Source organism: Aquiflexum lacus (assembly GCF_015476655.1).
Lineage (GTDB): Bacteria > Bacteroidota > Bacteroidia > Cytophagales > Cyclobacteriaceae > Aquiflexum > Aquiflexum lacus.
The window spans coordinates 109,603-124,968 of sequence record NZ_JABFHF010000004.1; the positions used below are offsets into that span (position 1 = coordinate 109,603).

13 protein-coding genes are annotated in these 15,366 nt (G+C 39.7%); 1 reads left to right on the top strand and 12 read right to left on the bottom strand.

Going from position 1 to position 15,366, the window contains the following annotated elements:
• Positions 1-25 precede the first annotated feature (25 nt).
• Entirely contained in the window at positions 26-1,069 is a 1,044-nt protein-coding gene (locus HMJ38_RS05380) for an adenylate/guanylate cyclase domain-containing protein (protein WP_194973349.1), read from the top strand.
• 32 nt (positions 1,070-1,101) lie between these two features.
• Here the strand turns inward: HMJ38_RS05380 and HMJ38_RS05385 are convergent, their stop codons facing one another.
• The 12 genes from HMJ38_RS05385 to HMJ38_RS05440 form a co-directional block, all read right to left on the bottom strand.
• Positions 1,102-1,758, bottom strand: coding sequence for a 3'-5' exonuclease (locus HMJ38_RS05385; protein WP_228779900.1), 657 nt, complete (start codon positions 1,756-1,758; stop codon positions 1,102-1,104).
• Positions 1,759-1,777: 19 nt separating this feature from the next.
• On the bottom strand, positions 1,778-3,724 hold the full coding sequence (locus tag HMJ38_RS05390; protein ID WP_194973351.1) for a DUF294 nucleotidyltransferase-like domain-containing protein: 1,947 nt from the start codon (positions 3,722-3,724) through the stop codon (positions 1,778-1,780).
• 33 nt (positions 3,725-3,757) lie between these two features.
• Positions 3,758-5,650 (bottom strand): acetate--CoA ligase, encoded by a 1,893-nt coding sequence (gene acs, locus HMJ38_RS05395; RefSeq protein WP_194973352.1) that lies wholly within the window; start codon positions 5,648-5,650, stop codon positions 3,758-3,760.
• A 32-nt stretch (positions 5,651-5,682) separates the two neighbouring features.
• Complete coding sequence (locus HMJ38_RS05400; protein ID WP_194973353.1) at positions 5,683-6,039, bottom strand: response regulator transcription factor; 357 nt, start codon at positions 6,037-6,039, stop codon at positions 5,683-5,685.
• A complete protein-coding gene (locus tag HMJ38_RS05405) occupies positions 6,032-8,773 on the bottom strand; it encodes an ATP-binding protein (protein ID WP_194973354.1) in 2,742 nt (913 codons plus the stop codon). Before HMJ38_RS05405 ends, HMJ38_RS05400 begins: the two co-directional genes overlap by 8 nt.
• Complete coding sequence (locus tag HMJ38_RS05410; protein WP_194973355.1) at positions 8,766-8,975, bottom strand: hypothetical protein; 210 nt, start codon at positions 8,973-8,975, stop codon at positions 8,766-8,768. The genes HMJ38_RS05405 and HMJ38_RS05410 overlap by 8 nt, the downstream gene beginning before the upstream one ends.
• A 239-nt stretch (positions 8,976-9,214) precedes the next feature.
• The gene (locus HMJ38_RS05415) at positions 9,215-10,900 is read right to left on the bottom strand and encodes a sodium:solute symporter family protein (RefSeq protein ID WP_194973356.1); all 1,686 of its coding nucleotides are present in this window, start codon (positions 10,898-10,900) and stop codon (positions 9,215-9,217) included.
• A gap of 24 nt (positions 10,901-10,924) precedes the next feature.
• Positions 10,925-11,188 carry a DUF4212 domain-containing protein gene (locus HMJ38_RS05420; RefSeq protein ID WP_194973357.1) on the bottom strand — a complete coding sequence of 88 codons (264 nt, stop codon included), beginning with the start codon at positions 11,186-11,188 and terminating at the stop codon, positions 10,925-10,927.
• 14 nt (positions 11,189-11,202) lie between these two features.
• A complete protein-coding gene (locus tag HMJ38_RS05425) occupies positions 11,203-12,558 on the bottom strand; it encodes a porin (RefSeq protein WP_228779901.1) in 1,356 nt (451 codons plus the stop codon).
• A gap of 227 nt (positions 12,559-12,785) precedes the next feature.
• The gene (locus tag HMJ38_RS05430) at positions 12,786-13,208 is read right to left on the bottom strand and encodes an IS1/IS1595 family N-terminal zinc-binding domain-containing protein (RefSeq protein ID WP_194973359.1); all 423 of its coding nucleotides are present in this window, start codon (positions 13,206-13,208) and stop codon (positions 12,786-12,788) included.
• Between the two features lie 292 nt (positions 13,209-13,500).
• On the bottom strand, positions 13,501-14,277 hold the full coding sequence (locus HMJ38_RS05435) for a ZIP family metal transporter (RefSeq protein WP_194973360.1): 777 nt from the start codon (positions 14,275-14,277) through the stop codon (positions 13,501-13,503).
• A gap of 11 nt (positions 14,278-14,288) precedes the next feature.
• On the bottom strand, positions 14,289-15,350 hold the full coding sequence (locus HMJ38_RS05440) for an FAD:protein FMN transferase (protein WP_194973361.1): 1,062 nt from the start codon (positions 15,348-15,350) through the stop codon (positions 14,289-14,291).
• Between the last annotated feature and the right edge of the window lie 16 nt (positions 15,351-15,366).

Sequence of the window (15,366 nt, forward strand, 5' to 3'; positions counted from 1 at the left end):
AGAATACAATTAGATTTTTATAATTATGGCGAAGATACTTGTAGTTGATGATGAAGCTGATCTAGAAGTGCTGATCAAGCAAAAATTCCGGCAAAAAATCCGGCAAAATGAATATGAATTCATTTTTGCCATCAACGGAAGACATGCTTTAGAACAGTTGGAAGTTCATCATGATGTGGATGTGGTGTTGAGTGATATCAATATGCCTGAAATGGATGGATTGACACTGCTTTCCAAGTTGAATGAAAAAAATGCGCTGCTCAAGTCGGTCATTGTTTCCGCTTATGGTGATATGGACAATATCCGTACTGCAATGAACAGGGGCGCGTTTGATTTTGTCACCAAACCAGTCAATTTTTCTGACCTTGAAATTACCATTGACAGAACTGTCAAGCATGTTGGTATGATCAAGGACACCCTGAAAGCCATGAAAGAAAATAATATTTTAAAAATGTATGTCGACGAGACAGTACTCAATTTTATGGGTAGCCGTGAAATCGGAGCATCCTTATTTGACAATGAAACTATCCAAGGAACCGTTGCATTCATAGATATTTGCGGATTTACAGCCATTAGCGAAAACCACCCACCTGATGAAGTGGTAGGACTCTTAAATGAATATTTTGACATCATGGCAAGGTCAATAATCGATGAAAACGGAATTGTGGATAAGTTTATGGGTGATGCCGTTTTGGCTGTTTTCAAAGGAGATAACCATTTGGAGCGGGCCATAAATTCCTGTCTCAACATCAAAGACGAAATATCCAATAAACCGGAAATCGAAGGGAAGATGAATTTTAAACCCAATGTCTCTATAGGCATCAACACAGGTGAAATGATCTCTGGAAATATTGGATCTTCTACTTTAAGGCGCTTGGATTATACTGTAATCGGGGATACTGTCAATACCGCTGCAAGACTTCAATCATCCGCAAAAGAAGGTCAAATTTTTATAGCAGAAAATAGTTATCATATCATCAAAGACTCATTTAATTGTGAAACGATCGGACTTTTAGAAATGAAAAATAAAAAGGTGCCTTTAATGGTTTATGAAGTGATGGGAAGGTAAGATTTGGCCTTATTGCGGATACCACCTCATCCTCACCTCACCAAACTCCCAAAATCTTTTATCCCCTTTTTTTCTGCAATTTTCAATAGTTTCATCAACAGCTGCGCAGTCAAAAAAGCATCACCTGCCGCAGTATGCCTGTCATCAAGCGGAATACCATATTTTTGGCACAAGCTATCAAGTGAGTGTTCTCCGGGTTTTCCAAGGGAAATATCATAGTGGGGCCCCTTTTCAAGTCTTAAACTGAGGTACAAGGTATCAATCGTAGGATTTAGGAATTTTTTGAAACCAAAAGGCTTTAATGTCTTTTCCAACATCATCATATCAAAACCAATATGATGTCCTACTATGATGTCTGAACCAACATAAGCTAAAAGTTCTTTTACAAAATCTGCCTGCGGAAATACCTGATTGTCGTACAATATTTCGTGAATCTGAACAGCTTCTTTGTTTCTTTTGGGAGCATCGAGATAAACTTCCAATACCGTATTCACAATTATTCTGTATCCTTTGATTTTTACGGCTCCAAAGGAAAGAATATGGTCATTTTTAGGATCCAATCCCGTAGTTTCTGTATCCAAAACCACAAATCCCAATTGGTCCAAAGGTCTTAAAGAAGGTGTTTTTTTTTCAAACAACTTTTCATATTCGGCTACAAATCCTGCTTTTGGAACCTTATTCTTTTTCAAAAAGTCAAACCATGCCATATCAACCTCCGAAATAATCCAATTGAAACCTTACCCTCAGGATCTTTTGAAGCTCATCTATGGGAGCAAAAGTGTTTTTAAGCATTTGCCTCTGCAGCTTGCCCAATGATTCAGGTGATATATACCTACCGGAATTTGAGGATCGCAGGCCTTCAATGGCACGCATCCGCATGAGGATTTCATAAGCTTTACCCGCTTCCAAAAAAAGATCCTTATAATTTGGCTCCAGTTCTGACAATTTCTCGAATCGCTTGAAGGTATTGTTGATACCTACTATCTTATGGCTCAGCACTAAAAGCCTTGCAATATCCGCCAATGGCATCATCGCCCGTAATTTGATATCAAATTTATCCCGGTGCTCACCTGACTTTTCCATGATGAAGTTTCGGAAAAACCCCAAAGGGGGCGGGTTCAACAACGCATTTTTTGCCAGAAAATTTAAGAATATGGTTTTCCCTGCTATTTCCTGATAGATATGGGATGTCATATCATCTGCCAAACTTTTACTCCCAAAAATGGGCCTGAAATCAAAAAAAATAGCCGCATGCATCAGCGCTTCCTGATTAGGACTTAGGATCCAATCACTGAAATATTTTTTCCATTCAGAGAGCGGCTGACACCATTTTGGATTATTGGCCATCATGTCAGCAGGACAGGATTGAAACCCACAGGACAATAATATCTCAATCACTTCCTGCCCGATCAGCAACATGTATTCCTTGGTTTTTCCCAGCTTTGAAGCCTTAACATCTTCAAATACAATGGCATTGTCCAAATCAGTCCTTAGCAATTGCTCCTCTCTTCCTTCGCTACCCAATGAAAGAAAACAGAACTTTACTTTGGATTCATCGGGATAAGCTACATCATGCTTATTTTTGGCAATCTGAACGGCCCTTTGGATGATGATGTCATTGATTTCGGAAATGATATTGGCAACAAAATCCATCGCCAATTCATTTTCTAGGTAATATTTCAACAAGCGCTCGGCCCTATCTCGGATTTTAGCCATTTCCTTGACCTCCCAGGTATTCATCAAAGCATTGATCAATACAGCAGGGCTGTTTCCTTGAGATAGAAGAATATCATGATCCGATAAAATCCCGGTTACCGGGCTGTCAGGCGAACCATCTTCGGTGAAAATCAAATGATGAAGCCGATTTTTGATCATAGTGAGGTAAAGGCTAGAAAAGTCTGCCTCTTTACTCTTGGTCATCACAGGACTTGTCATCAGGTCATCTACCAAAGTATCGTAACTTCTGCCTTTTGCCACCAGTCTGTTGCGAAGGTCTTTATCCGTAATGATGCCTACCGGGTGTTTCTTTTGATTCACTACCACGATTGACCCTACTCCTTTTTCAGACATGCTTCTGGCAGCCATTGCCACCGTTTCTCCTGCTTGGCAGGTGAGTACTTCATGGGAATAATTCAGGTCGGATTGACCGGTAAATATTAACAGGCCATTGTCTTTGGATAATTCGGTGAAAGCGGTTCTGGCTTTTTGGGATTGCGAAAGATCCGACCTGACTACTACTTGGCCTGAGGCAAATCCTGCAGCAAAATATAAGCTGACCCTACTGTTTTCCTGTAGAATTTTTTCAAAAATGGCAACAGGTATGGCATAAATCAGGGATTCCTCTCGGGTCCGAGCGCTTAGGATATAGGGTCTTTTACCCAACAGTGCCAGTACTCCAAAAACATCTCCTTCATCACACACCTCCACCACCTTGGACACACCATCTTTTTTTTCAGTCAATTCAACTGATCCTTCTTTCAGCACAAAGAAATAGTTTTGAGCAGGTTCTCCCTGCTCAAACAATACTTCTTCATTCACAAAATACCGTACCTCTACTCCTTTTGCGACCAACTCCAAGGAGGAATCACTGAGAAAAGAAAAAGGCGGGTATCTCTTTAGAAATTCTTTGACTCTGTTGACAATGACATTGGACATTCTTGATGGGTCTATTTAGAAATAATTTACCTTCTACTTCTTGCCCTCAATAATTGCCGTCACCACATCCGGGTCAAGTAAAGTAGAAGTATCTCCCATACTGTCCGTACTGCCTTCAGCTACTTTTCTGAGAATTCTTCTCATAATTTTACCAGAACGTGTTTTGGGCAATCCAGGAACTATCTGAATCTTATCAGGTTTAGCGATTGGTCCTATAATTTTACTGACCATATCCTTGATCTCATTGATAAGGTTATCTTCAGTCCTATGAGACATGTCACAGATCACATAGGCATAAATGCCCTGACCTTTGATATCATGTGGATACCCGACTACGGCTGATTCTATCACAAGCGGATGTTCATTGATGGCGTTTTCCACTTCCGCGGTTCCCATCCTATGACCTGAAACATTGATCACATCATCTACCCTGCCAAGGATACGGTAATATCCATCATGATCACGCTTCACCCCGTCACCTGTAAAGTACAACCCCTTATAAGTCGAGAAATAAGTTTGTTTGCAGCGTTCATGGTCCCCATAAGTCGTACGTATCATCGAAGGCCATGGAAACTTGACGCAGAGATTTCCTTCTACTGAATTCCCTGTCAATTCCTTTCCTTCAGGATCTACTATCATCAACTGAATCCCAGGTAATGGAAGTGTTGCATAAGCTGGCTTCGTAGGCGTGATGCCTGCAATAGGGGAAACCATAATCCCTCCTGTTTCTGTCTGCCACCAAGTATCTACTATTGGACACCTCGACTGCCCAATATGTGTATAATACCATTTCCATGCTTCTTCATTGATGGGTTCACCCACCGAACCCAATACTTTCAAAGAACTCAGGTCGTAAGGTTCTATCGGATCGGTACCATAAGCCTGCAGAGCCCTTATAGCCGTCGGAGCAGTATAAAACTGATTGACTTTGTGTTTTTCAATCACCGCCCAGAACCGCCCTGGATCAGGATAGGTAGGTACACCCTCAAACATCAATGTAGTAGCACCAGCCAATAAGGGGCCATAAACGATATAAGAATGCCCCGTAATCCATCCTATATCAGCTGTACACCAATAGACATCTCCCGGTGAGTATTGAAACACATTGTCAAAAGTATATTTGGTATAGACCATATACCCTCCAATTGTATGTACTACCCCTTTTGGCTTTCCTGTAGACCCTGAGGTATAAAGGATAAACAGCATATCCTCACTGTCCATCACTTCTGCGGGATGGGTAGATGCTTGATCCTGGATGACATCATGCCACCAATGATCTCTGCCTTCTACCATGGTGATATCCTGTCCTGTCCTTTTACAGACAATGACCGTTTCCACACTGGACTTTTCCATTGCCTCATCCACTATTGCTTTTACTGCTATCTTTTTATTTCCTCTGAAGTTTCCATCAGAAGTCAATATGGCTTTTGCTTTACAATCAATTACCCTGTCTGCTAGAGAAGTGGAACTGAAGCCTGCAAATACTACCGAATGCACAGCACCTATTCTAGCACAGGCAAGCATGGCAACAGCAGCTTCAGGTATCATGGGCATGTAGATGATGACCCTGTCCCCTTTACCAATTCCTTTAGCTTTTAATGCATTGGCAAATTGGCAGACCTCTGCATATAGTTCATTGTAAGTGATGGTTCTCCCTTTTTCAGTTGGGTCACTCGGTTCCCAAATGATAGCAGGCCTGTCCCCTATGGTAAAAAGATTTCTTTCAAAGATATTCTCTGTAATATTCAATTTGGCATTGACAAACCATTTGACATCAGGGCCCTCGAAATTCCATTCTAAAACTTTATCCCATCTTTTTCGCCAGAAGAAAGAGTCTGCTATTCTGGCCCAAAAATTTTCGGGTTCTGCCACCGACTTCTGGTACTCGTAGAAATATCCGCTTAGTGTATGAATTCTATCGCTCATGTTTTAATTATTTTAGGTTATTGAAAATGATTTTAATTAATTAATGATTTTACTTTGGAAACCAAGTCCTTATTTGAAAAGGGCTTGGTAAGGTATAGGTCTGCACCCAGATCCATCCCCTTTTGAACATCTTGCTTTTTACTTTTTGCCGATAAAAAAACAACCTTGACACTTTCATTTTTTTCTTTAATATGTTTACATACTTCATATCCATCCACTTTAGGCATCATTATATCAAGAATGACCAACTCAGGGTCGTTTTCCTCAATAATTCCCATTGCTTCTTCCCCATCTCGGGCTATAAACACCATAAAACCTTCTTTCTTGAAAAGAAACTCCAGTGACAGAAGGATATTGGGTTCATCATCTACTATCAGTATTTTATTCATCGGCGGTTTTGGATTGTGTTACTAAATTATGCTCAAGTTGCAGAGGAAGACTAAATTCAAAACAGGTCATTCCTGACTTTTTAAATACTCCAATCTTACCTCCATGATATTCTATGATTTTTTTGGATATGGCCAAACCTAATCCACTTCCGATCGGCTTTTTACTTGTCTGATTTTTAGCTTGAAAAAACTTTTCGAAAATGTAGGAGACCTCTTCTTTTGGAACTCCTTTTCCATCATCTAATACTTGAAGATAAAGATCATGATCTTTCAGGAAAGTTTTAAGGACTATTTTATCTTTGGCAAATTTGGAAGCATTGGACAGCAAATTAAGTATCACTTGCTTCAACCTGTCCTCATCTACCAATAACTGAAGTTCATCAAATCCAATTTCAATATTGAAATCGAGACCTTTCTCCTTAAATACCTGTAACATACTCTCTGTTGTCTGAAGTATGAGTATCCTGATATCTGTCTTTTCAAGATTCAGTTCCTGTCTACCTGAATCGAACCTTTCCAAATCCAAAACCTGATCAATCAGCCGGGTCATTCTGTTCGTCTCTTGAATAATAATATCCAGGAACCTTTTTTTATCCTCTTCAGGAAGGTCTTCATCTAATAAAATCTCCGAAAAAGCCCTGATTGATGTAATCGGGGTCTTCATTTCGTGTGTCACTGTTGAGATGAATTCATCCTTGAGCATATCATTGAGTCTTAGCGTCTCATTCATATTCTGGAGTTTTTCGGAAGCCATTTCCAATTCCATACTCTTTTGCTTTAATTCAATATTCAAACTTTTTAGCTCTTGGGTCTCTTTCAAAATCCCCAACACTTCTGCCATGCTTATTTCTTCCTCTTCGACCACAGAGGCTACCATGATACGTGCTGAAGCAGACCCAATGATCCCTGTCAATAAACGCTCGGAATAATTGACCAATTCAGGATCTGCATAATTTTTAGTGCCAATAGTCCTTCCCGTTCTCAGTGAAAAATCCTCCAAAACCTCCCTTGTTTTTTCTTCTCCAAGAAAATTATATAGCAAAGCTTTCAGGTCTGGAAGATAGGCCTGCCCTTTCCAGATAATCGAGCTGTCCAAGGAAGTGCTGTATTTGAAAATATCCACAAAAACCACTGCCTGATTGTGTTCTTTCGATGTCTGAGTGGAAAATAAGGAAATGCATACATATAAAATCAAATTGAAAGAAAGACTGAAAAATAAACCGTGGGTCACATAACTCATGTCTGAAAATCCAAACAAGGCATAAGGCTTTAGACCACTGATACCAAAAAGCCCATTTTCCAATATGTCCGGTTGAAGATATCCAGCTGTCACTATCGTGGGTAAAACCAAGGTAAAAAACCAAAGGACGAAGCCTGCCACAATTCCAAACAGCGCGCCTAAACGAGATCCCTTTTTCCAGAAAATTCCTCCTATAATCGCTGGAGTAAACTGTGCAATGGCCACAAAAGAAATCAAACCGATCGAAACCAAAGAAAACTTTGCAGAAATCTCTTTATAGTAAACGTAAGCCAAAAGTATAATTACAAAAATCGATGCCCTTCGGATACGGAGTACAATTTTCCCCAGTTTATGTTGGTATTTGACTTTTAGATTGTCATTAAATAACAATATGGGCATGATGAGATTATTACTGACCATATTACTCAATGCTATCGTAGATACAATGATCATACTTGTAGCAGCTGAGAATCCACCCAAATATACAAGCAATGCCAGCCAATCCTGATTATAAGCGATCGGTAATGCCAACACAAATGTGTCAGCATCTACAGTTTCCATAGGAAAATGTACCAATCCCCCTAAGGCAATGGGTAAGACAAAAACATTGATCAAAATCAGATAAGCTGGGAAAAGCCACATGGCTTTATCCAAATGCTTTTCGTCATTGTTTTCTATTACCCCCATCTGGAATTGTCTGGGTAAAAAAAGAACAGCCATCATGGATAAAACACTCATCCAAAACCATTCTGAAACGCCGTTCTCACCTTGCAGCACATACAGATGGTCCAATCCCCTGAGCGATGCCTGCGCAAAAATGTCGGCAAATCCATCATAAACGAAATACGTGACAAAGACCCCCACGGTAATGAATGCAATCAATTTAAAAACAGATTCAAAAGCCACTGCCATCACCATGCCTTCATGCTGGGCGGTAGCCTCGACATTCCGTGTCCCAAATAGCACCGTAAACAAAGCAAGACCTAGCGCCAAATAAAATGCAGTATCCTGATAAAAGGGATAAGCAATCAGGTTTTGATTAAATTCAGAATATTGGAGGATATCAAACGAATTGGCCACAGCCTTAATCTGTATAGAAGTATAGGGCAAGATTCCCAACAAGCAAAAAACAGTTACCACACCTCCAAGAGTAATATTTTTGCCGTAGCGACTCGATATAAAATCCGCAATGGATGAAATATGCTGAACTTTACTGATTCGGATAATTTTGCGCATCACTATCCACCAAAGTGGGGCAACAAGGCTGGGCCCGATGTAAATGGTCAAAAATTCAAGGCCATTGGTAGCTGCCCGGCCAACGGAACCATAATAAGTCCAAGCAGTGCAGTAGACTGCAAGTGATAGGGCATAAATATATGGATTGGAAGAAAGCTTTTTCCCCCGAAATGCTGATCGCTCGGAATACCAGGCAATGGCAAACAACAATGCCAAATATCCAAAAGTAAACGATATGATCAGCCCGTTGCTAAGCATTGTTTTTATGGTTCGTTTTTCTGATCACCAAATAAGTGATCAAAATAAGTAAAAGCCAAAAACCAAAAACCATCAAATACAATAAAGGAATTCCGAAAATGATTTGTGGAATATTGTATATGGATAATACCGGGTAGTTCATCAGAAACAGTCCCAGAAAAAATACTGCCCATAAATATTGGCTTTTGAGTGTGTCTTTCATGATTCGGATTGAGTTAAGTTTAAATCATCCCTACTTTGTCAAATTTGATCGTAAACTAGAAATTGATTGAGCTTTATTTATTTAGACCGTAAGGAATCCAACTTTTTTTGGTTATTAATCTAAGCGGTATTGTCAATGAGGAAATATGACTAAGTAGTGTAAATTCATTTGAAAGTCCCAAAAAAGGGAAACCCCGACAAATTAATTGCCGGAGTTCCTTATATTTTTTTGAGTTATTATCAATGCTCTTGTGCTTTTCCAGCTCCTCTTGGAATCCTGATTTCCTGTATCATATCCTGAACAGACTGAGGCGGTGCAGGAGTAGCTTTGGACACTGCATAACATACCACAAAGTTGATCAACATACCCAAGGAGCCAATACCTTCAGGAGATATCCCAAACCACCAATGATCAACATTATTCAGTTCTGGACTGATAAATTTGAAATAACTGATGTACAGGATCGTGAAAATAAGACCAGATAGCATTCCTGCTATCGCTCCTTCCTTGTTCATCCTGCTTGAGAAAATCCCCATGATGATTACAGGAAAGAATGAAGCCGCTGCTAAGCCGAATGCAAAGGCAACCACTTCAGCCACAAATCCTGGAGGATTCACACCAAAATATCCTGCGAGAACCACTGCACCCGCTGCTGAAATTCTGGCAATCAATAATTCTCTTTTTTCAGTCATATCAGGTTTGAAAGTTCTGAAAAGGTCGCGTGATACTGAAGTTGAAATTACAAGGAGTAGCCCTGCTGCGGTAGATAGCGCAGCTGCCATGCCTCCTGCCGCCACCAAACCAATCACCCAGTTGGGAAGCTTTGCGATTTCCGGATTGGCAAGGACCATGATATCCTTATCTATTTTGAGCTCATTGGTAGCAGGGTTTGCAGAATATTGCACAATGCCATCATTATTGACATCATCCACTGCAATCAGGTTGGTTTTCTCCCAATTACCTACCCATTCAGGCAAGTCATTTACAGGCTGCCCCGCAACGGTATCAATGGCATTATAAATCCCAAATGCTGCAACTGCAGGAGCTGTGGTATATAGAATTGCAATAAATACCAATGCATAGCCTGCTGAAAGACGGGCATCTTTTACCCTGGGAACTGTAAAAAATCTCACAATCACATGAGGCAATCCAGCTGTACCAACCATCAGGGCAAGTGTAATGGCGAAAATATCGACCATGTCCTTTCGTCCACTTGTATATTCTGCAAATCCTAGCTCACTAAGAACTCCATCCAATTTGTCCAAAAGGTAAGAACCATCAGCCACGGTATCTCCCAATCCCAACTGTGGAATAGGGTTACCTGTCAATTGCATGGATACAAAGATGGCGGGTACCATATAGGCAAATATCAGCACACAATATTGCGCTACTTGCGTGTAGGTGATGCCTTTCATTCCACCTAGAACAGCGTAGAAAAATACAATACACATCCCAATGATGACGCCCGTATTGATGTCCACTTCAAGGTACCGGGAAAAAACAATTCCAACCCCCCTCATTTGTCCTGCGACATAAGTAAAGGAAATAAACAGTGCGCAGATGACAGCTACTACCCTTGCTTTATTCGAATAATACCGATCGCCAACAAAATCAGGTACTGTAAATTTTCCGAATTTCCTTAAATAAGGCGCTAGTAACAATGCCAGTAAAACATATCCTCCGGTCCAGCCCATCAAGTAAACTGACCCATCATATCCGGAAAATGCGATAATCCCTGCCATTGAAATGAAAGAGGCCGCAGACATCCAATCAGCAGCCGTAGCCATGCCATTGGCCAATGGAGAAACGCCTCCTCCAGCCGTATAAAATTCTTTGGTAGACCCTGCCCGGGTGTAAATCGCTATTCCGATATAAAGTGCAAAAGATGTACCGACAAGTATATATGTCCAAGTTAAGATATCCATGGTAAATTGGTTTTGGGTTAGGGTTTATTCTTCGTTGACGTCAAATTCTTTGTCCAGCTGATTCATTCTGTACACATATACAAAAATCAGCACTACAAAAGCGTAGATAGACCCCTGTTGGGCAAACCAGAATCCGAGTTTAAAACCTCCGATTTTGATCTGATTGAGTTGTTCTACCAAGAGAATCCCGAATCCGAAGGAAACGATAAACCAAATGACCAAAAGAATGAGCAGTGTCCGGAGGTTCTTTTTCCAGTAAGCCTGCATTTTGAGTTTGTTTTCTGACATAATATTTTCGGTTTTTAAAGGAATAAATGGGTTTGAAGTATGAATTCACTTGCCGAACTGCTTCTGATAAAGTTTTGGAAAACAGGTCGGGTACTGTATTGAAAGGTTATTTTTGCCTGATGGCCATTTAGGTAGTAATTGATACCCAAATCATATTGGAAAGAACTTTCATCAAAGTAATCAAAATCTTTATAAGTTAATGCTCCAAAAGGCTGAAGTCTTCCATGATCACCCAAAATTCTTTTAGGCATCAGAAATCCTGTTTGGGAGTAGAAAATATTTCCGGTTCCAACAGTCGGTTGGGCATTCCCCGGTCCATTTTGACTTGTACCCGGACCAAATCCAATATTCATAATTCCGATATTCCTTAGGTAATTGGGACCAAAATTATAATTGTAAAAAACCGCATAGGAAGTCAAAGCTGTGCCCGAAACAGAATTTAGTGGAATATCCAAAAAAGCATCCAATCCAAAAAGAGAGATATCGTGTTTATTTACGGCACCGTCAATATCTCTGGAGCTTGTGGCTTTGGGGTGATGATGCCATCCACCCCCTATGTTGAATACTTTCTTGGTGCCAAGATATGATCCTACAAAAAAAGGAAGTTTATTGTTTTCTTTATCCAAAAACTGATAGGCAATATAACCTTGAGTTGCCCAATTGTCATTGACCACATTGGCCGCAATAGGTCTATCCCTATTGCTATCAAAAGAACCTCCACCGCCCACAGAAAATGGCTTATTGAGGGAAATCCGATAATCCCATTTTGAGATCTGACCCTTGGCATATATTCCAAACTGTCGTGCAAACTGATCTGTCAACTCTATCAACGGCCAATTGAATATCGGCGCATCGACAGCCATAAAAGACAAAGTACTGTGGCTGGACATCCTTGAAATTCCATTCCAATAATGAAGACCACTTCCAATATATAATTCTTCGGTAATTTTAAACTCAGTCCATATATCATGAAAAAATAATTGAGGTTTTTTGGATGACATTCCATTTGCTGTACCCGTTCCTGTCTCAGGATTAACAGTTACCGGAATATTCCCGGGATTTCCTGTGGCTCCCCCACCCGGAACACCACCTCCTGTAAACGTCTGGTTATTTATCCCAAAATGGGTCAATATCAAAAATCTGGGAGAAACTTGGGCGTAAGCCAAAAATCTCGCTCTACGAATACCAATATCAGTTGACCTCTTTTGAGGATTTCCATCTACACCAAGAGTACCTGGATTATTTTCGGTAGATCTCATCCACATTTGATTCCAAATCAGGAACCTGATGTATTTAGATCCATCATCATTGAGAGAAAGTACCAGTGGCTTGTAAGAATGATCAAACAGCATCTCATCCTTTTGGGTCATAAAAGATGGAATTGTATCTTGGCCATACCCTGGCAATACCACCATCCAAAAAAACAAAATACATAAATAATGGGACCGGGAAAACATAATCATTTGGGTTTGTTGTAATTGCATCCTTTGCCATGTCACTGCATAAGATGCATCCAAATTGAAAAGTTGAATTCCAAATAAAAAAAAGTAGATATATTTTTGTTAACTAAGTATAGTAAACAGAATAATATTCTGAATCACCTATTTTTAAAACGCTCCCATTTAATGATCATAAATTTATCTCCGAGTTCTGTAATCAACATACCTGTATCTGTAAGATTGTCCTTTTGAGCCATAAATTTGATCAATTCAGTATGATTTAGAACTTTGTATGTTGGTCTGTAATCATAGCTTTCGGGTGCTTTGATTTTATATTGCTTGACCCAATTCATTACTGAAACATGGCTTACGCCCAATATTCTTTCGATTTCTCTATAGGAGATTCCTTCAATATAAAGCTGTAAAGCCTTGACAACATAATACTTATCAATGGATTTACCCAACTTATTTACTGTAAAGTGGTACCCACATTTTTTACACTTGAATCGCTGCCTTCCACCTACAACACCACTTTTGACCACTTTGGCGTGGTCACATTTTGGACAAATTGCCTGCTCCATATGTTCTATTTTGGGTTTGGTATATCAATTTAGCGAAAGTATACTATATTAGCAACATATTGTCAATCAGATGAGTAAAATTATAAAATCAAAATAAAATACTGTGTTTATCTTTCCAGGCAATATAAATCCTGCACTACATCCTTCATAACAATAAAGATATTAAACCCATATTAAAGCAGCATAATTTCTGTTTTTTTACATGCCCTGAACTTTCCCATCGACTTTTAGCTGAAATAGGAAAAACAATCAGGCTATTTGTATCATCCCAGATTTCCTTTGAATGGATATACTAAAGAAACATCTCCAATAAGATAGCCAATCCAAATGCCAAAATACTGATCAAAACCTTGTTGAGATGAAATCGATGGTCCGGACTACTTTCAAAAAAGATGGTTGTCGAAATATGAAGAAAGCCTCCTGCTACCATACCATAGAAAATATTCAAGGCATTTCTGTCTAAGATATTCCTTTCATAAAAAATGTTACTCAATACCATTCCCAATGGGGACGCAAATGCAAAAATAATCAGCAAAACAAAAACCCATCTTTTTTTCATACTACTCATCAAAACGGCGACCAATGCAAAGGCTTCCGGTCCTTTATGCAAAAGGATTCCCAATAAAAGGTTATTGTTGCCATGATGGTGATGGTGACCGTGGTCATGTCCATCGTGAGCATGATCCACCAAAATACCATCATGAGATAGAAGAGTTCCTTCAAGGAAAGCATGCATAAATAAACCAATCATAATAGTATAAACCCCAACTTGAACGCCGCCATGCTGATGGTTGGGATGATGTATATGGCCATGTTCCACACCGGTAGACAATAGGGCAAGAATTTGTTGAAGTAAAAAACCCAAAAGAATGAAAAGGCCCATTTTGGTTGAATCACCTGATTCTACAAACAATTCGGGTAATATGTGCAATACGGTAATCGCAAAAAGGTAGGATCCGGCAAAGACAAGTACCAATTTAAAATATCGCTCCTCCCAACTCGGTATAAAGTACGCCAAACCACCAGCCAGCATGGCTGTTGCAAATAATAAGATAAAATTAACTGCCATATTCTTTGATATTAATCATGGACAAAGGATAAATAGGGTTTAAGGCCATTGCTGGCAAAAGATTTCATCTCGCCATTCTCATCATTATAGATCAAAAATATTTCAAAATCCTTCTCTCTTTCCTGTAGGTTAATGGCCTTTTCTGTTCCCATGACCATCAATGCTGTGGCCAATGCATCTGCCTGCATGCAATCGGCAGCCAACACTGTAGCACTCAAAAGTCCATGCCTAACCGGTCTCCCTGTAAAAGGATCAATAGTATGGGAAATTTTGATACCATCTGCTTCATAATAATTCCTATAGTTGCCTGATGTGGCCATGCCCTTATTTTCCAATGCAATGACGCTAAATAGCTCGTCTGACCTTCCCAATTCCTCTGGTCTATTGACACCTACTTTCCAAAGCTCACCATTTTCATTTACCCCTCTCGCCACTAATTCCCCACCTATTTCGATCAACAAATTTTGGATTCCTTTTGAAGCCAAATAATCAGCGACCACGTCTACACCATAACCTTTGGCGACTGCACTGAAATCAAGATATGTACCGGGCTTATTTTTTTTAATCCTGATATGGTCAAATTCGATCTGATCGAACCCTACCAAAGGTAAAATATTATTGATATTCACACTGTCCTTTAATTGTGGCCCTTCTGGTCCAAAACCCCAAAGATTGACCAATGGGCCGACAGTAGGATCAAAAGCACCATCTGTTTTTTCGTAAACAACCTTGCTGGCTTCCAATACAGGGAGAAAAAAAGGCAAATCAAAAACCAATGAATCACTTTTATTGAAAATACTCAGTTCTGAATCAGGAATATAAGTGGAAAGGGATTGGTTAAATACAAGCATTAAGGAGTCTATTCCCTCTTTGAAATCCCTTTCTTCTTTGTCTAAGTAAACAATCCCGTAAGTCGTCCCCATAGTATTTCCAGACAGAATGACTTTCCCTGTGGCAATTTGCACTATCTCCTGAATGGGTTTTTGCTGATTTTGTCTGTACAGATAGACAATCGCAACCAGCAATAATAGAATGATGGAATAAAGAATGTTTTTGTTAGCGTTGCTGCGCATGGAAATGGGTAAATTT

Coding starts and splice junctions, on each gene's coding strand:
- HMJ38_RS05380 (WP_194973349.1), top strand. CDS start 26: ATGGCGAAGATACTTGTAGTTGATGATGAAGCTGATCTAGAAGTGCTG.
- HMJ38_RS05390 (WP_194973351.1), bottom strand. CDS start 3,724: ATGTCCAATGTCATTGTCAACAGAGTCAAAGAATTTCTAAAGAGATAC.
- acs (WP_194973352.1), bottom strand. CDS start 5,650: ATGAGCGATAGAATTCATACACTAAGCGGATATTTCTACGAGTACCAG.
- HMJ38_RS05400 (WP_194973353.1), bottom strand. CDS start 6,039: ATGAATAAAATACTGATAGTAGATGATGAACCCAATATCCTTCTGTCA.
- HMJ38_RS05405 (WP_194973354.1), bottom strand. CDS start 8,773: ATGCTTAGCAACGGGCTGATCATATCGTTTACTTTTGGATATTTGGCA.
- HMJ38_RS05410 (WP_194973355.1), bottom strand. CDS start 8,975: ATGAAAGACACACTCAAAAGCCAATATTTATGGGCAGTATTTTTTCTG.
- HMJ38_RS05415 (WP_194973356.1), bottom strand. CDS start 10,900: ATGGATATCTTAACTTGGACATATATACTTGTCGGTACATCTTTTGCA.
- HMJ38_RS05420 (WP_194973357.1), bottom strand. CDS start 11,188: ATGTCAGAAAACAAACTCAAAATGCAGGCTTACTGGAAAAAGAACCTC.
- HMJ38_RS05425 (WP_228779901.1), bottom strand. CDS start 12,558: ATGACCCAAAAGGATGAGATGCTGTTTGATCATTCTTACAAGCCACTG.
- HMJ38_RS05430 (WP_194973359.1), bottom strand. CDS start 13,208: ATGGAGCAGGCAATTTGTCCAAAATGTGACCACGCCAAAGTGGTCAAA.
- HMJ38_RS05435 (WP_194973360.1), bottom strand. CDS start 14,277: ATGGCAGTTAATTTTATCTTATTATTTGCAACAGCCATGCTGGCTGGT.
- HMJ38_RS05440 (WP_194973361.1), bottom strand. CDS start 15,350: ATGCGCAGCAACGCTAACAAAAACATTCTTTATTCCATCATTCTATTA.